We start from the raw sequence: 20,347 nt of genomic DNA, 5'->3' as shown, positions 1-20,347 counted from the left end.
GGTCCTGTCCTCCCGACGGGTGGCCGATCGGCCCACGGTCGCTGCGACCGGTCCGAGCTGACGGGTCGTCAAGATAGAACAGGTTCTAGAAGAAGGGAACGGCGTGGCGCCGCCCGTCTCCTGACCCGACGGCTACCGGTCGAAGTCCAGTTCCACCTTCTCCGTCGCCGGGTGCGACTGGCACGCCAGCACATAGCCGGCCTCCGTCTCCTCCGGCTCCAGGGCGAAGTTGCGGTCCATGCGGACCTCGCCGGAGACGAGGAAGGCGCGGCAGGTGCCGCAGACCCCGCCCTTGCAGGCGTAGGGGGCGTCGGGGCGGTTGCGCAGGACCGTCTCCAGGAGGGACTCGCCGTCCTGGACGGGCCAGGAGCCGCCGCGGCCGTCGAGCCGGGCGGTGACCGTGCTGTGGACGGGCGCCGGGGTCGTCGGGGCGGTGGGGGTGCCCGCGTCGACGTGGAAGATCTCCTCGTGGATCCGGGTGCGCGCGACGCCGAGCTCCTTCAGGGCCCGCTCCGCGCCCTGCACCAGGCCGAACGGCCCGCACAGGAACCAGCCCGCCACCTCCGCCACCGGCAGCAGCGCGGGCAGCAGCCCGGTGAGCCGCTCCCGGTCGAGCCGCCCGGACGGCAGGCCCGCCTGCTGCTCCTCCCGGGACAGCACGGTCACCAGCTGCAGCCGCTCGGGGTAGCGGTCCTTCAGGTCGGCGACCTCGTCCAGGAACATCGTCGAGGCGGCCGTACGGTCGCTGCGGATCAGGCAGAAGCGGGCGGCCGGTTCACGGGCCAGCAGCGTCGAGACGATCGACAGCACCGGCGTGATGCCGCTGCCGCCGACGATCGCCGCGTACAGCCCGGGCGCGGGTTCCAGGGTGAAGCGGCCGGCCGGGGTCATCACCTCCAGCTCGTCGCCGACGTTGATCTCCTTCAGCGCGTACGTCGAGAACGCGCCGCCCTCCACCAGCCTTACGCCGACCCGGAGCCGGCGGGGAGCCTCGCCGTGCGGGGCCGGGGAGCAGATGGAGTACGTGCGGCGGATCTCCGTGCCGTCGGTCCTGCGGCGCAGGGCGAGGTGCTGGCCCGGGGCGTGGCGGTACTCCTCGGCGAGTTCCGGCGGCACGGTGAAGGTGAGGGCCACGGAGTCGTCGGTGAGTCGGTCGACCGCCGCCACCGGGAGCGCGTGGAAGCGGGCCATCACAGCTCCTTGAAGTGGTCGAACGGTTCACGGCAGGCCAGGCAGCGGCGCAGCGCCTTGCACGCGGTGGAGGAGAAGCGGCTGAGCAGTTCGGTGTCGGCGGAGCCGCAGTGCGGACAGTGCACGGGGGGCACGGTGCGGGTGCGGGTCGCGCCCAGGGTCAGGGGGACCGGTCCCGTGGTCCGCTGCGCGCGCGGGGGCGCGATGCCGAACTCCTGGAGTTTGCGGCGGCCTTCGGCCGAGATGTCGTCCGTCGACCAGGCGGGCGTGAGCACGGTGCGGACGGTGACGTCCCGGACGCCGTGGGCGTGCAGGGCCCGCTCTATGTCGAGGGACATCGCCTCGATGGCGGGGCAGCCGGTGTACGTCGGGGTCAGTTCGACCTCGACGGTGTCGCTGTCGTGGGCGTGCACGGCGCGGACGACGCCGAGCTCCTGGAGGGTGAGCACGGGCAGTTCGGGGTCGGGGACCGCGCCGGCGATCTCCAGGAGTTCCGCCTCCAGCGGGGTCGTGGTCACCATGACGCCCCCGGGTGGCTGCGGTGCAGATGCTGCATCTCGGCGAGCATGCGTCCGAACGACTCGGTGTGCAGGCCCTGCCGGCCCGCTCCGGCCGCCCACGCGCCCGTGCGCGGCCCTTCGGGGACCGGGAGCGTGGCGCGATCGAGGACGGCCGTCACGGACGCGAGCCAGGCCGCCTCTAGGGCCGTCCCGTCGACGTCGAGGCCCGCCACCGGCTGGAACATCTCGCCGGTGAACCGCCACAGAGCGGCGCAGGCCCGCCGCATCCGCTCGCGGCTCTCCTCGGTGCCGTCACCGAGGCGCAGGGTCCACTGCTCGGCGTGGTCGCGGTGGTAGGCGACCTCCTTGACGGCCTTCGCGGCGAGCGGCGCGAACGGGCCCTGTCCGGCGGCGAGTTCGGCGTAGAGCAGGTGCTGGTAGGTGGAGAAGTACAGCTGGCGGGCGATGGTGTGGGCGAAGTCGCCGTTGGGCTGCTCGACCAGCTGGAGGTTGCGGAAGGCGCGTTCCTCGCGCAGATACGCCAGCTCGTCCTCGTCGCCGACCATCGACAGCAGCACCCGGGCCTGGCCGAGCAGGTCCAGGGCGATGTTGGCGAGGGCGACCTCCTCCTCCAGCACGGGCGCGTGGCCGGCCCATTCGCCGAGGCGGTGGGAGAGCACCAGGGCGTCGTCGCCGAGGGCCAGGGCGGCCGTGCGGGTGGTCGCGTCCAGGGTCATGTCGGCGGTCACAGGTGCTTCACCCCCTCCGGGATCTCGTAGAACGTGGGATGGCGGTACGGCTTGTCGGCGGCCGGTTCGAAGAACGGGTCCTTCTCGTCCGGGGAGGACGCGGTGATCGCGGCCGACGGGACGACCCAGATCGAGACGCCCTCGCCGCGCCGGGTGTACAGGTCGCGGGCATTGCGCAGGGCGAGTTCCGCGTCCGGGGCGTGCAGGCTGCCGGCGTGGGTGTGGGACAGGCCGCGGCGCGAGCGCACGAAGACCTCCCACAGGGGCCAGTCGGTGTTCGTCATGCCTGCTGCTCTCCTGTCCCGTTGCCGTGCTTGGCGGCGTAGGCGGCGGCCGCCTCCCGGACCCAGGCGCCCTCTTCGTGGGCGCGCCTGCGCTGGGTGATCCGCTGTTCGTTGCAGGGGCCGTTGCCCTTGAGGACGTCCCAGAACTCGGTCCAGTCGATCGGGCCGAAGTCGTGCTGTCCCCGTTCCTCGTTCCACTTCAGGTCCGGGTCGGGGAGGGTCAGGCCGAGGGACTCGGCCTGCGGGACGCAGATGTCGACGAAGCGCTGGCGCAGTTCGTCGTTGGAGTGCCGCTTGATCTTCCACGCCATCGACTGCGCGGAGTGCGAGGACTCGTCGTCGGGCGGGCCGAACATCATCAGCGACGGCCACCACCAGCGGTCCACCGCGTCCTGCGCCATCGCGTGCTGCTCGGGGGTGCCCTTGCTGAGGGCCAGCAGCAGCTCGTACCCCTGGCGCTGGTGGAAGGACTCCTCCTTGCAGATACGGACCATCGCGCGCGCGTACGGGCCGTAGGAGCAGCGGCACAGCGGGACCTGGTTGGTGATCGCGGCGCCGTCCACGAGCCAGCCGATCGCGCCGACGTCCGCCCAGGTCAGGGTCGGGTAGTTGAAGATCGAGGAGTACTTCTGGCGGCCGGAGTGGAGCTTTTCGAGGAGCTCGTCGCGGCCGGTGCCGAGGGTCTCGGCGGCGCTGTACAGATACAGGCCGTGGCCCGCCTCGTCCTGGACCTTGGCCATCAGGATGGCCTTGCGGCGCAGGCTGGGCGCGCGCGTGATCCAGTTCGCCTCCGGCTGCATGCCGATGATCTCGGAATGGGCGTGCTGGGCGATCTGGCGGACGAGCGTGGCGCGGTAGGCGTCCGGCATCCAGTCGCGCGGCTCGATGCGCTCGTCGGCGGCCACGGCGGCGTCGAAGGCACGCTCGTACGCGTCCTGACCGGCGGTGTCCGTCCTGTCGTACGCCTGTGCTGCTGTTGCCATGTGGCCCCCTCGACCCCGTTCCCGTCCGGAGCATGCTCCCGACCGATCGTTCGGTTCGTCGCATCCATGGTGTGCCGGGCGCCGTAAGGTGTCAACCGCTGTGGATAACCTGCCGGGGTCCCTGTGCGCGGCAGGGGCCGAGTGACAGGCCGCGGACACGGTGCGGACATCGGGAAACGGGGCGGAATGGACGCGTACGACACAGGCTCGGAGGCCCGGCGCGGGGCCGACGAGCCGCGTGCCCCCGAGCCGCCGGCCGAGCCGGCTGCCCCGTTGCCGCCGGCCGCCCTGCTGCCTTCGGCTCCTCCGTCGCCGCCGCCCGCCCCGGCCGCCCCGCCCGCATCCGCCGACCCCCGCACCGGTGTCGCCGCGCTGTCCCTGGGGTACCAGATCGGGGCCGCGCTGGCCCTCGCCATCGTGGCGGTCACCGTCTGTGTGCACCTCGGGATGACCTTCCTGCACGTCGCGCCCGCGAACGCGGTCACCAAGCAGCACGGCAGGGCGATCGAGGACTGGGTCTACCCGGAGTTCGAGCAGAACTGGAAGCTGTTCGCGCCGAACCCGCTCCAGCAGAACATCGCCGTGCAGGTGCGCGCCCAGGTCCTGGCCGCGGACGGCACCGTCCGCACCACCGGCTGGTACGACCTGTCGGCCGAGGACGGCCGGGCCATCGACGGCAATCCGCTGCCCAGCCACACCCAGCAGAACGAGCTGCGCCGGGCCTGGGACTTCTTCACCGCCACGCACGGCACCGACAACCGGCCGGTCGGGCTGCGCGGCGCGCTGTCGGAGACGTATCTGCGCCGGATCGTGGTGATGCGGCTCGACCGGGACGACGCGGCGGGGTCCGGCGGGAGCGTCGAGCGGGTGCAGGTACGGTCCGTGTCCAGCAACGTCCGGCCGCCCGGCTGGAGCCAGGAGCAGGTCTCCGACAAGCCCGCCTACCGGGAGCTGCCCTGGTGGGCGGTCGGCCCGGCCGACCGCACGGGAGGCGCACGGTGAACCGGTTCTCCCTCGCGGTCTCCCAGGCCATCGCCCGCATCACCGGTTCGGCGCTCGGTCAGTACCAGTCCGCCGTGGTCCGTATCGGCTTCAGCGCGACCTGGCTGCTGTTCCTGCTGCGCGAGCTGCCGCACCGCAATGAGATGTACGGCCCCGACGGTCCGTGGAGCTGGGACCTCGCCGAGCAGCTGATCGCGGGCAACGGCGCGTTCACCGCGCTGATGTGGTCCGACGGACGGTTCTGGTTCGAGCTGATCTACGGCCTCGCCGTCCTGTCCAGCGCGTTGCTGCTGCTGGGCTGGCGCACCCGCACGATGTCCGTGCTCTTCATGGTCGGCGTGCTCTCGCTGCAGAACCGCAGCATCTTCATGGGCGACGGCGGCGACAACGTCCTGCACCTGATGTGCATCTACCTGGTGTTCACGCGGTGCGGCCAGGTGTGGTCGCTGGACGCGCGCAGGGCACGCGCGCGTGGGGAGCAGGTTGCGGACCGGGTCGGGCCCGTGCTGTGGGTGGTGCTCGGGCTGGTGCTGATCGCGGCGACGGGCGCGGGCCGGCTCTTCGAGGGCGACCCGTTCGTCCCCACGCTGCTGTGGGCGGTGTGGCTGGCGCTCGGTGTGCGCTGGGCGGTCGACCGTCTCGCGCGGACCGACCAGCCGCGCATCTTCCTGGACGTCGTCACCGACATCGTGCACAACGGCGCCCTGCTCGTGATCATGGCCGAGGCCTGCCTGATCTACGCGACGGCCGGCTGGTACAAGATCCAGGGCTCGCGCTGGCAGGACGGCACCGCCGTCTACTACCCGCTGCACCTCGACTACTTCTCACCCTGGCCCGGCCTCGCCGACGCGCTGACCTCCAGCTCCACCATGGTGCTGCTCATCACCTACGGCACCGTCGCCGTGCAGGTCGCCTTCCCCTTCACGCTGTTCAACCGGCGGGTCAAGAACGTCCTGCTGGCGGCCATGATGACCGAGCACGCCGTGATCGCCGTCGTCCTGGGGCTGCCGTTCTTCTCGCTGGCGATGATCGCCGCTGACGCGGTGTTCCTGCCCACGCCGTTCCTGCGCCGGCTCGGCGGCTGGGCGGCACGCGCGCGTGGGCGGCTCACGGCCGGACGGGGCCGTACGACGCTGCCGCAGCCCCGCGCCCCCGAGAGCGCCGAGGAGACGCACGTAGGCTTCACGGCATGACCGACCCCGCCGCCCCCGCCGGTCCGGTGGCCGTCTGGCACCGGCTCGCCGACTTCGCCGTCCTGCTCGACGGCTTCCACGCTCTCAAGCACGCGCTGCGCTTCGGAGCCGAGGTCCCGGTGGCGGTCACCACCGACCGCGCGGCCACGCTCACCCTCGCCGGTGAGCTGGCCTCCGACGTGCGCGAGACGCTGGACGCGCTGCTGACGGAGGTCGCGCCGGGGACGTACGAGAAGCTCGTGCCGCGCCCACATCCGACGGGGGTGGCCGCGCTGGCCGTGCGACCGCCCCGCGCGGCGAACCTTCAGGCGCTGGCGCGCCTGCCCCGCCCCGCGCCGGTGGTGGTCCTCGACAACCCGCGCAACCTCGGCAACGCGGGGGCCGTGATCCGGCTGGCGGCGGGATTCGGGGCGACCGGTGTCGTCACCACGGGCACGCTCGACCCCTGGCACCCGACCGTCGTGCGCGGGGGCGCGGGGCTGCACTTCGCGACGGCGGTGGAGCGGGTCACGGTCGAGGAACTGCCCCCGGGGCCGCTCTACGCCCTCGACCCGGAGGGCGACGACATCCGGGGCGTGAAGCTCCCGGACGACGCCGTCCTCGCGTTCGGCTCGGAGCGCAGCGGGCTGTCCGCCCAGCTGCGCGCGCGTGCCGACCATCTGGTGGCGCTGCCGATGAGGCCCCAGGTCTCCAGCTACAACCTCGCGACGAGCGTGGGGATGACGCTGTACCACTGGAGCCTCACGGCGGACTTCCAGGGAGGGTTCCAGGCCTCCCGGGGACTGCTCGGGCAGGCCTAGGCCTCCCGGCGTACCTCCACGACCCGGAAGCGGTTGGCGACGAACGCGCCGTCCGTGAGGGCCGCGTTGGCCGCCGGGTTGCCGCCCGAGCCGTGGAAGTCGGAGAACGCGGCCGTCTGGTTGACGTACACCCCGCCCGTGAGGTTCAGCGACAGCTGCGCGGCCTCGTCGAAGCAGACCTCCTGGACCGCCCGCTCGACGTCCTCGTCGGTCGTGTACGCGCCGACCGTCATGGCGCCCTTCTCGCGGATGGTGCGCCGCAGCAGCTCCACCGCGTCCGCGGACGAGTCGACCGCGACGGCGAAGGAGACCGGGCCGAAGCACTCGCTCATGTAGGCGGCCTCGTCGTCAGGCTTGGCTCCGTCGAGCTTGACGATGACCGGCGTGCGCACGACCGCGTCCGGGAACTCCGGGTTGGTGACCTCCCGGGACGCGAGGGCGACCTCGCCGAGCCCGGCGGCGGCCTCCAGGCGGGCCTTGACGTCCGGGTTGACGATCGCGCCCAGCAGGGCGTTCGCCCGGGCGTCGTCGCCGAGCAGGCCGTCGACCGAGCGGGCCAGGTCGGCGGCGACCTCGTCGAAGGTCTTGGGGCCCTCGTCGGTGCGGATGCCGTCGCGCGGGATGAGGAGGTTCTGCGGGGTGGTGCACATCTGGCCGCTGTACAGGGACAGCGAGAACGCCAGGTTGGAGAGCATGCCCTTGTAGTTCGCCGTGGAGTCGACCAGCACGGTGTTGACGCCGGCCTTCTCCGTGTAGACCTGCGCCTGGCGGGCGTTGGCCTCCAGCCAGTCGCCGAACGACGTCGAGCCGGTGTAGTCGATGATCCGGATCTCCGGGCGCGTGGCGAGGGTCTTGGCGATGCCCTCGCCCGGCTGCTCGGCGGCCAGCGCCACCAGGTTCGGGTCGAAGCCCGCCTCGGCCAGCACCTCGCGGGCGACCTGGACGGTGAGCGCCAGCGGGAGCACCGCGCGGGGGTGGGGCTTGACCAGGACCGCGTTGCCGGTGGCGAGGGAGGCGAACAGACCCGGGTAGCCGTTCCACGTCGGGAAGGTGTTGCAGCCGATCATCAGCGCGATCCCGCGCGGGACCGGCGTGAACTGCTTGGTCAGGGCCAGGGGGTCGCGCTTGCCCTGGGGCTTGGACCACTCGGCGGTGTCGGGGGTGCGGACCTGTTCCACGTACGCGTACGCCACCGCTTCCAGGCCGCGGTCCTGCGCGTGCGGGCCGCCCGCCTGGAACGCCATCATGAAGGCCTGGCCGGAGGTGTGCATGACCGCGTGCGCGAACTCGTGCGTCCGGTCGCTGATGCGCTTGAGGATCTCCAGGCAGACCACCGCGCGGATCTCCGCTCCGGCCTCCCGCCACGCCTTCTGGCCCGCCTTCATGGCCGGCAGCAGCACGTCCACGTCCGCGTGCGGGTACTCGACGCCCAGCTCCGGGCCGTACGGGGACACTTCGCCGGACACCCAGCCGTCCGTGCCGGGCTGGCCGAGGTCGAGGCGGGTGCCGAGGAGGGCGTCGAAGGCCGCCTTGCCCGCCGCCGCGTCCAGGCTGCCGTTCTCGCCGTAGGCCTTCGGGTGCTCGGGGTGCGGGGACCAGTACGCACGCGTGCGGATCGCTTCCAGCGCCTGGTCGAGAGTGGGCCGGTGCTGGGCGATCAGCTCGTGGGCGGTCAGTTCGGCGGCCATGCGGGACCAACTCCTCGTCTGGAGAACTCTGCGTCGAGCTCATGACCTGGGCACAACCATGGTCGGAACCATGGGCAGGAACGGCCAGTCAGAGTTAGAGTAACCGAACGATCGGTCGGGACAAGGGGGTCCGCCGCATCTGTGGAAAACCCCGTGCGGGAGGATCGCGCACATGACAGCACTCGACCTCAGCAGCCCCGTGGCCGTCGTCGGCACCGGCACCATGGGCCAGGGCATCGCCCAGGTCGCGTTGGTCGCCGGCCACCCCGTACGGCTGTACGACACCGCCCCCGGGCGCGCCCAGGAAGCGGCCGACGCGATCGGCGCCCGCCTCGACCGGCTCGTCGAGAAGGACCGCCTCACCGGCGCCGACCGGGACGCGGCACGCGCGCGTCTGACGGCCGCCGGCACGCTCGCCGACCTCGCCGACTGCTCCCTGGTGGTCGAGGCCGTCCTGGAGCGGCTGGACGTCAAGCAGGAGCTGTTCCGCGAGCTGGAGGACGTGGTCGGCGAGGACTGTCTGCTCGCCACCAACACCTCGTCCCTGTCGGTCACCGCGATCGGCGGCGCCCTGCGCAATCCCGGCCGTCTCGTGGGCCTGCACTTCTTCAACCCGGCCCCGCTGCTGCCGCTCGTCGAGGTCGTCTCCGGGTTCGCCACCGACGTCACGTCGGCCACGCGCGCGTACGAGACGGCACGCGCGTGGGGCAAGACGCCGGTCGCCTGCGCCGACACCCCCGGCTTCATCGTCAACCGCATCGCCCGGCCCTTCTACGCCGAGGCGTTCGCGGTCTATGAGGCCCAGGGCGCCGACCCCGCCACCATCGACGCGGTGCTGCGCGAGTCCGGCGGCTTCAGGATGGGCGCGTTCGAGCTGACCGACCTGATCGGCCAGGACGTCAACGAGTCCGTCACGCACTCGGTCTGGCAGTCCTTCTTCCAGGACGTCCGCTTCGCGCCCTCGCTCGCCCAGCGCCGCCTGGTCGAGTCCGGCCGCCTCGGCCGCAAGAGCGGACACGGCTGGTACGACCACGGCCCCGACGCCGAGCCCGCCGAGCCGCACACCGCGGAACCCTCCCAGCCGCCCGCCCACGTCACCGCCGAGGGCGACCTGGGCCCCGCCTCCGAGCTGCTCGCCCTGATCCGCGAGGCGGGCATCCAGGTCCGCGAGGACGAGGAGGACCACGGCACACGGCTGGTGCTGCCGAGCGGCGGCCAGCTCGCGCTCGCCGACGGGCAGACGTCGGTGGAGTTCCGCGACGTGGTCTATTTCGACCTCGCCCTCGACTACCGCCGCGCCACCCGCATCGCCCTGTCCGCCTCCCAGGACACCGCCCCGCAGACCCTCGCCGAGGCCATCGGCCTCTTCCAGGCGCTCGGCAAGGACGTCAGCGTCATCGGAGACGTCCCCGGCATGATCGTCGCCCGCACGGTCGCCCGGATCGTCGACCTCGCGCACGACGCGGTGGCCAAGGGCGTGGCCACGGAGGAGGACATCGACACGGCCATGCGGCTCGGGGTCAACTACCCGCTGGGCCCCTTCGAATGGAGCCGCCGGCTGGGCCGCAACTGGGCCTACGCGCTCCTCGACGACCTGCACCTGCGCGACCCCTCCGGGCGGTACGCCCCGTCCCTCGCGCTGTACCGCCACGCGTACGCCACCGACAAGAGGGAGGGCAGTACGTCATGACCACCGCCAAGCGCGACACGTACACCCCCGAGACGCTGCTGTCCGTCGCCGTCCAGGTCTTCAACGAGCGCGGCTACGACGGCACCTCCATGGAGCACCTCTCCAAGGCCGCCGGGATCTCCAAGTCCTCGATCTACCACCACGTGGCGGGCAAGGAGGAACTGCTGCGCCGGGCCGTCAGCCGTGCGCTGGACGGTCTGTTCGGCATCCTCGACGAGGAGCACGCGCGCGTGGGGCACGCCGCCGAGCGTCTGGAGTACGTGGTCCGGCGCATGGTCGAGGTCCTCATCGCCGAACTCCCCTACGTCACCCTGCTGCTGCGCGTGCGCGGCAACACCGGTACCGAGCGCTGGGCGCTGGAGCGCCGCCGCGACTTCGACCACCGGGTCGCCGAGCTGCTGAAGGCCGCGGCCGCCGACGGGGACGTGCGCGGCGACGTGGAGGTCCGCCTCGCGACCCGGCTCGTCTTCGGGATGATCAACTCCATCGTGGAGTGGTACCGCCCGGACGGTCGCGGGATGAACGAGCGCGAAGTGGCGGACGCGGTGGCGCAGCTGGTCTTCGGGGGGCTCAGGAACGCCGGCTGACTCAGCCCTGCGGCTCCAGGTCCTCCTCCTCGAAGACCAGCAGCGTGCGGGTGCTCAGTACCTCCGGGATGGCCTGGAGGCGGGTGAGGACCAGCTCGCGCAGGGATCTGTTGTCCGGCGTGTGCACCAGCAGCAGGACGTCGAAGTCACCGCCGACCAGGGCGATGTGGGAGGCGCCGGGCAGCTGGCGGAGCTGTTCGCGGACCGTGCGCCAGGTGTTCTGGACGATCTTCAGGGTGATGTACGCCGAGGTGCCCTGGCCCGCCCGTTCATGGTCGACGCGGGCCCCGAAGCCACGGATGACGCCGTCCTCGATGAGGCGGTTGATACGCGCGTAGGCGTTGGCGCGGGAGACGTGGACGCGTTCGGCGACGGACCTTATCGACGCGCGGCCGTCGACCTGGAGCATCTGCAGGATGTCCTGATCGATGGCGTCGAGCGGGCGCGGGGGCGGCAGGGGCACGCCGCCCTCCGGTCCTTCGGCCATTTGTTCAGGTGCCATGTCCCCCCGCCTCCCTACCATGGACGTACTGCGTTCATTGCAGGCTGTGGAGAACCGTTTGTCCACAGCCTGAGGGGGCCTGTAGCCAAAATGTGCCGACGACCGAACAATCGGTAGGTGAGGCGCATCACAACCCGTGACGCGTCTGAAGCCGCTCCCACGAGGAGGTGCCGTCATGACGGTCATGGAGCAGCGGGGCGCGTACCGGCCATCACCGCCGCCCGCCTGGCAGCCCCGCACCGACCCCGCGCCGCTGCTGCCCGACGCGGAGCCGTACCGCGTCCTCGGCACCGAGGCCGCCGCGAAGGCCGACCCCGGCCTGCTGCGCCGCCTCTACGCCGAACTGGTGCGCGGCCGTCGGTACAACGCGCAGGCGACCGCCCTCACCAAGCAGGGCCGCCTCGCCGTCTACCCCTCCAGCACCGGCCAGGAAGCCTGCGAGGTCGCCGCCGCGCTGGTCCTGGAGGACCGTGACTGGCTCTTCCCCAGCTACCGCGACACCCTCGCCGCCGTCGCCCGCGGCCTCGACCCCGTCGAGGCGCTGACGCTGCTGCGCGGCGACTGGCACACCGGCTACGACCCGCACGAGCACCGGATCGCCCCCCTGTGCACCCCGCTGGCCACCCAGCTCCCGCACGCCGTGGGCCTCGCGCACGCCGCCCGCCTCAAGGGCGACGACGTGGTCGCGCTCGCCCTGGTCGGCGACGGCGGCACCAGCGAGGGCGACTTCCACGAGGCGCTGAACTTCGCCGCCGTCTGGCAGGCGCCGGTCGTCTTCCTCGTCCAGAACAACGGCTTCGCCATCTCCGTGCCGCTCGCCAAGCAGACCGCGGCCCCGTCGCTGGCCCACAAGGCCGTCGGCTACGGCATGCCGGGCCGGCTGGTGGACGGCAACGACGCGGCGGCCGTGCACGAGGTCCTGGCCGACGCCGTACGGCACGCGCGCGCGGGCGGCGGCCCCACCCTCGTCGAGGCCATCACGTACCGCGTGGAGGCCCACACCAACGCCGACGACGCGACCCGCTACCGCGGCGACACCGAGGTCGACGCCTGGCGCGACCACGACCCGATCAAGCTCCTCGAACACGAGCTGACCACGCGCGGCCTCCTCGACGACGCGGGCATCCAGGAGGCCCGCGACGCCGCCGAGGCCATGGCCGCCGATCTGCGCGAGCGCATGAACCAGGACCCGGTCCTCGACCCGATGGACCTGTTCGCCCACGTCTACGCCGAACCCACCCCGCAACTGCTGGAGCAGCGCGCCCAGTTGCAGGCCGAGCTGGAAGCCGAGGGGGAGACTCCATGACCACCGTCGCGGTGAAGCCCGCCACCATGGCGCAGGCCCTCACGCGCGCGATGCGCGACGCGATGGCCGCCGACCCCACCGTCCACGTCATGGGCGAGGACGTCGGCACCCTCGGCGGCGTCTTCCGCGTCACCGACGGCCTCGCCAAGGAGTTCGGCGAGGACCGCTGCACCGACACCCCGCTCGCCGAGGCCGGCATCCTCGGCACCGCCGTCGGCATGGCGATGTACGGGCTGCGCCCGGTCGTGGAGATGCAGTTCGACGCGTTCGCCTACCCGGCGTTCGAGCAGCTCATCAGCCATGTCGCCCGCATGCGCAACCGCACGCGCGGCGCCATGCCGCTCCCGATCACCATCCGCGTCCCCTACGGCGGCGGCATCGGCGGCGTCGAGCACCACAGCGACTCCTCGGAGGCGTACTACCTGGCGACCCCGGGACTCCATGTCGTCACGCCCGCCACCGTCGCCGACGCCTACGGCCTGCTGCGTGCCGCGATCGCCTCCGACGACCCGGTCGTCTTCCTCGAACCCAAGCGCCTGTACTGGTCCAAGGACTCCTGGAACCCCGAGGAACCGCAGAGCGTTGAACCGATAGGCCGCGCGGTGGTGCGGCGCTCCGGCCGGAGCGCCACGCTCATCACGTACGGGCCGTCCGTACCCGTCTGCCTCGAAGCCGCCGAGGCGGCCCGGGCCGAGGGGTGGGACCTCGAAGTCGTCGACCTGCGCTCCCTGGTGCCGTTCGACGACGAGACGGTCTGCGCCTCCGTACGGCGGACCGGACGTGCGGTCGTCGTGCACGAGTCGGGCGGGTTCGGCGGCCCGGGCGGGGAGATCGCGGCCCGCGTCACGGAGCGCTGCTTCCATCATCTGGAGGCGCCGGTGCTGCGCGTGGCCGGGTTCGACATCCCCTATCCGCCGCCGATGCTGGAGCGTCACCACCTGCCCGGCGTGGACCGGATCCTGGACGCCGTGGGGCGTCTGCAGTGGGAGGCCGAGAGCTGATGGCACAAGTGCTGGAGTTCAAGCTCCCCGACCTCGGGGAGGGGCTCACCGAGGCGGAGATCGTCCGCTGGCTGGTCGAGGTCGGTGACGTCGTCGCCGTCGACCAGCCGGTCGTCGAGGTCGAGACCGCCAAGGCGCTGGTCGACGTGCCCTGCCCCTACGGCGGCGTCGTCACGGCCCGCTTCGGCGAGGAGGGCACGGAACTGCCCGTGGGCGCGCCGCTGATCACCGTCGCGGTGGGGGCGCCTGCCTCCGGCGGTTCGGCGGAGGAGACCGGCGCGAAGACCGAGGGCTCCGGGGACGTGACCGAGGGCTCCGGGAACGTGCTGGTGGGATACGGCACTTCGGAGGCACCGGCGCGGCGCAGAAGGGTGCGCAGGCCCGCGGCGCCCATGGTGGCCAACGGGCGGCCGGCGGTTCCCGAACCGGCGGAAGGGCCGGTTCCGGTGATCTCGCCGCTGGTGCGCAAGCTGGCCCGGGAGAACGGCCTGGACCTGCGGGAGCTGACCGGTTCCGGCCCCGAGGGCCTGATCCTGCGGGCGGACGTGGAGTACGCGCTGCGGGCGGCCACGGCACAGGGGCGCACCGCCTCCCAGCCGACGGCCGCGTCGGCACTTACGTCGGCTCCGGAACCGACGCCCGCCTCGACCGCCCCTGTCGCCGGAGGCATCCGCACCCCTCTCAAGGGCATCCGCGGTGCCGTCGCCGACAAGCTGTCCCGCAGCCGGCGGGAGATCCCCGACGCCACCTGCTGGGTCGACGCCGACGCGACCGAACTCATGCGTGCGCGTGCCGCGATGAACGCCTCCGGGGGACCGAAGATCTCCCTGATCGCCCTGCTGGCCCGGATCTGCACGGCGGCTCTGGCCCGCTATCCCGAACTCAACTCCACGGTCGACATGGCGGCGAGGGAGGTCGTCCAGTTCGAGCACGTTCACATCGGCTTCGCCGCCCAGACCGAGCGCGGGCTCGTCGTGCCGGTCGTCCGCGACGCCCACGCGCGCGACGCGGAGTCACTGACCGCTGAGTTCGCCCGGCTGACCGAGGCGGCCCGCACCGGCACCCTCACACCCGGCGAACTCACCGGCGGGACCTTCACGTTGAACAACTACGGCGTCTTCGGTGTCGACGGCTCCACGCCGATCATCAACCACCCCGAGGCCGCGATGCTGGGCGTCGGCCGCATCGTCCCCAAGCCCTGGGTGCACGACGGGGAGCTGGCGGTCCGGCAGATCGTCCAGCTGTCGCTCACCTTCGACCACCGTGTCTGCGACGGCGGCACGGCGGGCGGCTTCCTGCGGTACGTGGCGGACTGCGTCGAACAACCGGCGGTGCTGCTGCGCACGCTGTGAAAGGGCGGCGCCGCAGGGTGCTTGGCGCTCGCGGCGATTCCGTCGCGCACTCCGCCAGGGCGGCACCCCCCCACGCGTTCCCTGTGATCGCGGCGGCCCGCATACTCGAAGGGTGACCTCGTACGAGCCCGCGGGCGCCGCCGGTGCCGACCTCGCGTACGACGCCGTCGTGCTCGCCGGGGGTGCCGCCCGGCGGCTCGGCGGCGCGGACAAGCCCGGCGTGCGCGTGGGCGGGCGGGCGTTGCTGGAGCGGGTTCTGGCCGCCTGCGCCGACGCCCGTACCACCGTGGTGGTCGCCGACCCCCGGCCCACCGCCCGGCCCGTCACCTGGGCCCGCGAGGACCCGCCCGGCGGCGGCCCGGTCGCCGCGCTCGGCGCCGGTCTGCACCCCACCACCGCGCGGGACGTCGTCGTCCTCTCCGCCGACCTGCCCTTCCTCACCACGGACACCGTCCGCCGTCTGCTGACCGCGCTGCGCGCGGCCGGGACCGACGGAGCGCTGCTCACCGACGCCGACGGCCGCGACCAACCCCTCGTCGCCGCCTACCGCGCCTCCGCACTGCGCCGTGAGCTCACCACGCTCACCACAGCGCACGACGGCCTCACCGGGCTGCCCCTGCGCCGGCTCACCGCCGGACTCCACCTCACCCGTGTCCCGGACCCCGTCGCGTCCTTCGACTGCGACACCTGGGACGACATCGCCGCCGCCAGGGCACGTATCAGGGAGCATGGACCCGTGCTGGATGAATGGATCTCCGCAGTCAAGGCCGAGCTGGGCATCGAACTCGACGTCGACACCGGCGTCCTGCTCGACCTCGCCCGCGACGCCGCCCACAACGTGGCCAGGCCCGGGGCGCCGCTGACCACGTTCCTCGTCGGTTATGCGGCCGCGCAGGCCGGGGGAGGCCCCGAGGCGGTCGCCGAGGCCGCCCGCAAGGCCACCGCCCTCGCCCTCGCCTGGCCCGACGAGGAGGCCTCCGGCGCCAAGCCGGGCGACGCCGAGCCGGGCACGGACGCCGGATGACCGCCCGTCCGGATGCCGCCGACGCCGAGGACCTGGACGTCGAGGAGGTGCTCGCCCTCGTGAACGACCGCCGCGACACGGGCCGCACCGCAGAGGGGACCCCGGGCCGCGCCTCTGGCGAACAGGTGCCCCCGCCCACCGCGCCGACCCGGAGCGACGCCCCCGGCAGGCCCGACGCCCACCACCGCGCCACCCCCTGGCCCGAGGCCCGCGCCGTCGCCGAACGGGCCGCCCGGGCCACCCGCCCCGGCAGCCGTGCCGCCCACCGCGCCCCCGCCCCCGTCCCCCTCGACGCCGCCCTCGGCCTCACCCTGGCCGCCCCTCTCACCGCCCTCACCGATCTGCCCTCCTTCGACACCTCCGCGATGGACGGCTGGGCGGTCGCCGGGCCGGGCCCGTGGGACGTACGGGACGAGGGCGTGCTGGCGGGGCACGCGGAGCCGCAGCCGCTCAGCGACGGTGAGGCCGTCCGGATCGCCACCGGCGCCCGCATCCCGCCGGACACCACCGCGGTCCTGCGCAGCGAGCACGGCCGCACCGACACCCAGGGCCGGCTGCACGCCACCCGCGAGACCAAGCACGGCCAGGACATCCGCCCGCGCGGCCAGGAGTGCCGCAACGGCGACCAACTCCTGCCCGTCGGCACCGTGGTGACCCCGGCCGTCCTCGGGCTCGCCGCGGCCGCCGGGTACGACGCCCTCACCGTGGTCCCCCGCCCCCGCGCCGAAGTCCTCGTCCTGGGCGACGAGTTGCTCACCGAGGGCCTCCCACGCGAGGGCCTGATCCGGGACGCGCTCGGCCCGATGCTGCCGCCCTGGCTGCGCGCACTCGGCGCCGAGGTCATCGCCGTACGCCGGCTCGGCGACGACGCGGCGGCCCTGCACAAGGCGATCACCACCTCCGACGCCGACCTCGTCGTCACCACCGGCGGCACCGCCTCCGGCCCCGTCGACCACGTGCACCCCACGCTCCAGCGGATCGGCGCCGAACTCCTGGTCGACGGCGTCAAGGTGCGCCCCGGGCACCCGATGCTGCTGGCCCGCATCAAGGAGAACCAGCACCTCGTCGGCCTGCCCGGCAACCCCCTCGCCGCCGTCTCCGGGCTGCTCACCCTCGCCGAGCCGCTGCTGCGGACCCTTGCCGCCCACCCCGCCCCGGAGCCGTACGCGCTGCCCTTGCGGGACGAGGTGCACGGCCATCCGCACGACACCCGGCTCATCCCCGTCGTCCTGCGCGGTGACAGCGCCGTCCCGCTGCACTACAACGGCCCGGCCATGCTGCGCGGCATCGCGGCGGCCGACGCCCTGGCGGTCGTACCGCCTGGCGGTGCCCGTGCGGGTCAGGAGCTGGAACTCCTCGACCTGCACTGGGCGTCCGCCGGAATCGGGGTGTGTTTCACGTGAAACTTCCGGGCCATGACGCGATCGCCCGCCAGGCGGACGAACATCTCGTGACCCACCGGGTGAAGCTGCCGCGCAAAGTGGTGGAGCACCCGTTCCGGCAGGTCGCCAAGCGGGTCCTGATGGCGCTGCTGGTGCTGTCGCTGACCGCGCTGCTCGTCTGGTTCGACCACGACGGCTACAACGACAACTCCGACGGCTCGGTCGACTTCCTCGACGCCTGGTACTACGCGACCGTCACCCTCTCCACCACCGGATACGGCGACATCACCCCGGTCAGTGACGGGGCCCGGCTCACCAACATCTTCGTCATCACGCCCCTGCGCGTGCTGTTCCTGATCATCCTGGTCGGCACCACGCTCGAAGTCCTCACCGAACGCACCCGTGAGGAATGGCGGCTCAACCGCTGGAGGTCCACCTTGCGTGACCACACCGTCGTCGTCGGCTTCGGGACCAAGGGGCGGTCGGCGATCCAGACCGTCTGTGCGACGGGGCTGAAGAAAGAGCAGGTGGTCGTGGTCGACCCCAGTTCCAAGGTGATCGACGCCGCGACGGCGGAGGGGTACGCGGGGGTCATAGGGGACGCGACGCGCAGCGAGGTGCTCAAGCGGGCCGAGGTGCACCGGGCCCGGAAGATCATCATCGCGACGCAGCGGGACGACACCGCCGTCCTCGTCACGCTCACCGCCCGGCAGCTCAACAAGGGCGCCAAGATCGTGGCCGCGGTGCGGGAGGAGGAGAACGCGCCCCTGCTGAAGCAGTCCGGCGCGGACGCCGTCATCACCAGCGCGAGCGCGGCTGGACGGCTGCTCGGGCTGTCGGTGCTGAGCCCGGCCGCCGGCATGGTGATGGAGGACCTCATCCAGCAGGGCAGCGGGCTCGACATCATCGAACGGCCGGTCATAAAAGCCGAGGTGGGTCTCGGACCGCGGGAGACCGACGACCTGGTGGTGAGTGTCGTACGAGGTCATCGGGTGCTCGGCTACGACGACCCGGACGTCGGGACGCTGGAGCTGACCGACCGGCTGATCACGATCGTGCGGGCGACGCCGGGTTCGCAGATCGCACCCGACGTCCGGCCCCTCGTACAGGAGTGATCATTTGCGGTTGTAGAGCCGCATGGTGACCGGGCCGAAGACGGCGACGAACAGGCCCGCCCACCCCAGCGACCAGGCGATCTCGTCGGCGGGCCAGTCGCCCCCCATCAGCCCGCGCACGGCCGAGGACAGATGGGTGATCGGGCTGTTGTTGACGAAGGCCTGCAGCCAGCCCGGCATGGTCTTCGGGTCGACGAAGACGTTGGACAGGAAGGTCAGCGGGAAGATCACCATCATGCTGACGCCCATCACCGACTTCTCGGTGCGCAGCAGCAGCCCGAACATGGTCCAGATCCACGAGAACGCGAACGAGAACACGACCAGCAGCGCGATCCCCGCGAGGACCCCGCCGACCCCGCCGTCCGGGCGGTAGCCGATGATCATGCCGACGACGAGCATCACGACCGACGCGATCGTGTAGCGCAGGGCGTCGCCCAGCAGATAGCCGACCATCGTCGACGGTCGCCAGATCGGCAGCGACCGGAACCGGTCGAAGACGCCCTTCTCGATGTCGGTGTTCACGGAGACGCCCGTGTACATCGTGATCATCACGACCGACATCACCAGGATGCCCGGCAGCAGGAACTGGATGTACTCCTTCGGGGAGCCGGCCAGGGCGCCCCCGAACAGGTACGTGTACATCAGCACCATCATGATCGGGAACGCGGTCACGTCGAAGAGCTGCTCGGGGACGTGCTTGATCTTGAGGATCGCCCGCCAGCCGAAGGTGAGGGAGGCCGACAGCGCGCTCGGGCGCGGCGGCCGATCCCCGGCCACCAGCAGGGCGGCCAGCGACTCGGCGCTGACGGGGGCGAGGTCCTTGGCCTCGGTGGTGGTCGCGGTGCTCATGCCGCCGCCTCTTCCTTCGCGTCGGGTTCATGGGTGTCGTGTCCGGTGAGGGCGAGGAAGACCTCGTCCAGGCTGGGCTGGCCCAGCGAGAAGTTGTCGACGGTGATGCCGGTGCGGGCGAGTTCCGCGAGCGCGCGGGAGGCCTGCTCGGCCGCGGAGTCGTTCGCCCCCGACAGCCGTGCCGTGAGCGCCACGGGGTCCGGCTCCAGCTGTACGTCCGTGTCGAGCGCGAGCCTCAGGACCCGCTCCGCCTCCGGCCGCTGCCCCGGATCGCGCAGCCGCAGATGCACGGACCCGGCGCCGACGGACGCCTTCAGCTCGCCCTTCGTCCCCTCGGCGATCACCTTGCCACGGTCGATGACGGCGATCCGGGACGCCAGCTGGTCGGCCTCGTCCAGGTACTGCGTGGTCAGCAGCACGGTGGTGCCCTGGGCTACGACCGCGCGCACGATGTCCCACACCTGGTTGCGGCTGCGCGGGTCGAGACCGGTCGTCGGTTCGTCGAGGAACAGCAGGTCGGGGGTGTTGAGGATGGAGGCGGCGATGTCGATACGGCGCCGCATGCCGCCCGAGTAGTGCTTGACCTGCTTCGCGGCCGCGTCCGTCAGCCCGAAGGCCTCCAGGAGCTGCCCGGCCCGCACCCGGGCGGCCTTCTTGTGGTGGCCGAGGAGGCGGCCGAGCAGGATCAGGTTCTCCAGGCCGGTGAGGTCCTCGTCGACAGAGGCGTACTGGCCGGTGAGGCTCACCCTGGCGCGCACCTCGTCGGCCTCGCGGACCACGTCGTGGCCGAAGACATGGGCCTCGCCGCCGTCGGGGCGGAGCAGGGTGGCGAGCATCTTCACGGTGGTCGTCTTGCCGGCGCCGTTCGGACCGAGGACGCCGTAGACCGTGCCGGCCGGGACGGCGAGGTCGACGCCGTCGACGGCGCGGGTCTCACCGAACGTCTTCACCAGTCCCGCGGTCTCGATGGCCAGGCCGGAGGTGTGCCGGCTCTTGGTGGGGCTCATGCTGGGTGTCCTTCCGCGTGCGAGGCGCTGGCGCGTGCTTGGGCTACGCATGGGGAGACTTTTACGGTCGCGCAAACTCATCGGTGACGCACAGGGATTTCCGGGTGGCCCCGTCGAAAGGCCGATCGACATGGGGGCGGGG

The 20,347-nt window shown here is 72.3% G+C and carries 20 protein-coding genes; 11 read left to right on the top strand and 9 right to left on the bottom strand.

The window, feature by feature from the left end; all coding sequences use genetic code 11:
* Positions 1-132: 132 nt before the first annotated feature.
* From ACFUO4_RS33320 to paaA, 5 genes are read right to left on the bottom strand one after another with little or no spacing between them, the layout of a single operon-like run.
* The gene (locus tag ACFUO4_RS33320) at positions 133-1,191 is read right to left on the bottom strand and encodes a 2Fe-2S iron-sulfur cluster-binding protein (RefSeq protein ID WP_383491855.1); all 1,059 of its coding nucleotides are present in this window, start codon (positions 1,189-1,191) and stop codon (positions 133-135) included.
* The gene (gene paaD / locus ACFUO4_RS33315; protein ID WP_079312137.1) at positions 1,191-1,712 is read right to left on the bottom strand and encodes a 1,2-phenylacetyl-CoA epoxidase subunit PaaD; all 522 of its coding nucleotides are present in this window, start codon (positions 1,710-1,712) and stop codon (positions 1,191-1,193) included. Before paaD ends, ACFUO4_RS33320 begins: the two co-directional genes overlap by 1 nt.
* Positions 1,706-2,428 carry a 1,2-phenylacetyl-CoA epoxidase subunit PaaC gene (gene paaC, locus ACFUO4_RS33310; RefSeq protein ID WP_383492252.1) on the bottom strand — a complete coding sequence of 241 codons (723 nt, stop codon included), beginning with the start codon at positions 2,426-2,428 and terminating at the stop codon, positions 1,706-1,708. The genes paaD and paaC overlap by 7 nt, the downstream gene beginning before the upstream one ends.
* Positions 2,429-2,436: 8 nt before the next feature.
* A complete protein-coding gene (gene paaB, locus ACFUO4_RS33305; RefSeq protein WP_037614825.1) occupies positions 2,437-2,724 on the bottom strand; it encodes a 1,2-phenylacetyl-CoA epoxidase subunit PaaB in 288 nt (95 codons plus the stop codon).
* The gene (gene paaA / locus ACFUO4_RS33300) at positions 2,721-3,707 is read right to left on the bottom strand and encodes a 1,2-phenylacetyl-CoA epoxidase subunit PaaA (protein WP_383491852.1); all 987 of its coding nucleotides are present in this window, start codon (positions 3,705-3,707) and stop codon (positions 2,721-2,723) included. The genes paaB and paaA overlap by 4 nt, the downstream gene beginning before the upstream one ends.
* A 186-nt stretch (positions 3,708-3,893) precedes the next feature.
* On the opposite strand from paaA, the gene ACFUO4_RS33295 reads away from it, so the two are divergent.
* The 3 genes from ACFUO4_RS33295 to ACFUO4_RS33285 are packed head-to-tail and all read left to right on the top strand — an operon-like array spanning position 3,894 to position 6,702.
* Complete coding sequence (locus ACFUO4_RS33295; RefSeq protein ID WP_383491850.1) at positions 3,894-4,709, top strand: DUF5819 family protein; 816 nt, start codon at positions 3,894-3,896, stop codon at positions 4,707-4,709.
* Positions 4,706-5,902 (top strand): HTTM domain-containing protein, encoded by a 1,197-nt coding sequence (locus tag ACFUO4_RS33290; protein WP_383491848.1) that lies wholly within the window; start codon positions 4,706-4,708, stop codon positions 5,900-5,902. Before ACFUO4_RS33295 ends, ACFUO4_RS33290 begins: the two co-directional genes overlap by 4 nt.
* A complete protein-coding gene (locus ACFUO4_RS33285) occupies positions 5,899-6,702 on the top strand; it encodes a TrmH family RNA methyltransferase (RefSeq protein ID WP_383491846.1) in 804 nt (267 codons plus the stop codon). Before ACFUO4_RS33290 ends, ACFUO4_RS33285 begins: the two co-directional genes overlap by 4 nt.
* On the opposite strand, the gene paaN is transcribed toward ACFUO4_RS33285, so the two are convergent.
* Positions 6,699-8,390 (bottom strand): phenylacetic acid degradation protein PaaN, encoded by a 1,692-nt coding sequence (gene paaN / locus ACFUO4_RS33280; RefSeq protein ID WP_079312131.1) that lies wholly within the window; start codon positions 8,388-8,390, stop codon positions 6,699-6,701. The genes ACFUO4_RS33285 and paaN overlap by 4 nt on opposite strands.
* A gap of 172 nt (positions 8,391-8,562) precedes the next feature.
* On the opposite strand from paaN, the gene ACFUO4_RS33275 reads away from it, so the two are divergent.
* Together ACFUO4_RS33275 and ACFUO4_RS33270 are read left to right on the top strand one after the other, a co-directional pair.
* Entirely contained in the window at positions 8,563-10,080 is a 1,518-nt protein-coding gene (locus ACFUO4_RS33275; RefSeq protein WP_383491844.1) for a 3-hydroxyacyl-CoA dehydrogenase, read from the top strand.
* The gene (locus tag ACFUO4_RS33270; RefSeq protein ID WP_079312127.1) at positions 10,077-10,667 is read left to right on the top strand and encodes a TetR/AcrR family transcriptional regulator; all 591 of its coding nucleotides are present in this window, start codon (positions 10,077-10,079) and stop codon (positions 10,665-10,667) included. The genes ACFUO4_RS33275 and ACFUO4_RS33270 overlap by 4 nt, the downstream gene beginning before the upstream one ends.
* Position 10,668: 1 nt before the next feature.
* Here ACFUO4_RS33270 and ACFUO4_RS33265 read toward each other — a convergent pair whose 3' ends face one another.
* Positions 10,669-11,154: an Lrp/AsnC family transcriptional regulator gene (locus tag ACFUO4_RS33265; protein WP_059194319.1), complete on the bottom strand. Its 486-nt coding sequence runs from the start codon at positions 11,152-11,154 to the stop codon at positions 10,669-10,671.
* A gap of 190 nt (positions 11,155-11,344) precedes the next feature.
* Here ACFUO4_RS33265 and pdhA point away from each other — a divergent pair, with 190 nt between their 5' ends.
* The 6 genes from pdhA (at position 11,345) to ACFUO4_RS33235 (ending at position 18,349) form a co-directional block, all read left to right on the top strand.
* Complete coding sequence (gene pdhA / locus ACFUO4_RS33260; RefSeq protein WP_079312125.1) at positions 11,345-12,475, top strand: pyruvate dehydrogenase (acetyl-transferring) E1 component subunit alpha; 1,131 nt, start codon at positions 11,345-11,347, stop codon at positions 12,473-12,475.
* Entirely contained in the window at positions 12,472-13,476 is a 1,005-nt protein-coding gene (locus tag ACFUO4_RS33255; RefSeq protein ID WP_383491841.1) for an alpha-ketoacid dehydrogenase subunit beta, read from the top strand. The genes pdhA and ACFUO4_RS33255 overlap by 4 nt, the downstream gene beginning before the upstream one ends.
* Positions 13,476-14,828, top strand: a complete 1,353-nt coding sequence (locus ACFUO4_RS33250; protein ID WP_383491839.1) for a dihydrolipoamide acetyltransferase family protein — start codon at positions 13,476-13,478, stop codon at positions 14,826-14,828. The genes ACFUO4_RS33255 and ACFUO4_RS33250 overlap by 1 nt, the downstream gene beginning before the upstream one ends.
* Before the next feature lie 112 nt (positions 14,829-14,940).
* Positions 14,941-15,852 carry an NTP transferase domain-containing protein gene (locus ACFUO4_RS33245; RefSeq protein WP_383491837.1) on the top strand — a complete coding sequence of 304 codons (912 nt, stop codon included), beginning with the start codon at positions 14,941-14,943 and terminating at the stop codon, positions 15,850-15,852.
* Positions 15,849-17,255, top strand: a complete 1,407-nt coding sequence (locus tag ACFUO4_RS33240) for a molybdopterin molybdotransferase MoeA (RefSeq protein WP_383491835.1) — start codon at positions 15,849-15,851, stop codon at positions 17,253-17,255. Before ACFUO4_RS33245 ends, ACFUO4_RS33240 begins: the two co-directional genes overlap by 4 nt.
* A complete protein-coding gene (locus ACFUO4_RS33235) occupies positions 17,252-18,349 on the top strand; it encodes a TrkA family potassium uptake protein (RefSeq protein WP_079312745.1) in 1,098 nt (365 codons plus the stop codon). Before ACFUO4_RS33240 ends, ACFUO4_RS33235 begins: the two co-directional genes overlap by 4 nt.
* Here the strand turns inward: ACFUO4_RS33235 and ACFUO4_RS33230 are convergent, their stop codons facing one another.
* Positions 18,350-19,198, bottom strand: coding sequence for an ABC transporter permease (locus tag ACFUO4_RS33230; protein WP_383491833.1), 849 nt, complete (start codon positions 19,196-19,198; stop codon positions 18,350-18,352).
* The gene (locus tag ACFUO4_RS33225; protein WP_079312749.1) at positions 19,195-20,205 is read right to left on the bottom strand and encodes an ATP-binding cassette domain-containing protein; all 1,011 of its coding nucleotides are present in this window, start codon (positions 20,203-20,205) and stop codon (positions 19,195-19,197) included. The genes ACFUO4_RS33230 and ACFUO4_RS33225 overlap by 4 nt, the downstream gene beginning before the upstream one ends.
* Positions 20,206-20,347 lie beyond the last annotated feature (142 nt).

It is taken from the genome of Streptomyces sp. NPDC057280 (assembly GCF_042668605.1).
Taxonomy (GTDB): domain Bacteria; phylum Actinomycetota; class Actinomycetes; order Streptomycetales; family Streptomycetaceae; genus Streptomyces.
The sequence above is the reverse complement of the archived record's forward strand: the minus strand, read 5'-3'. Positions and strand labels throughout refer to the sequence as shown.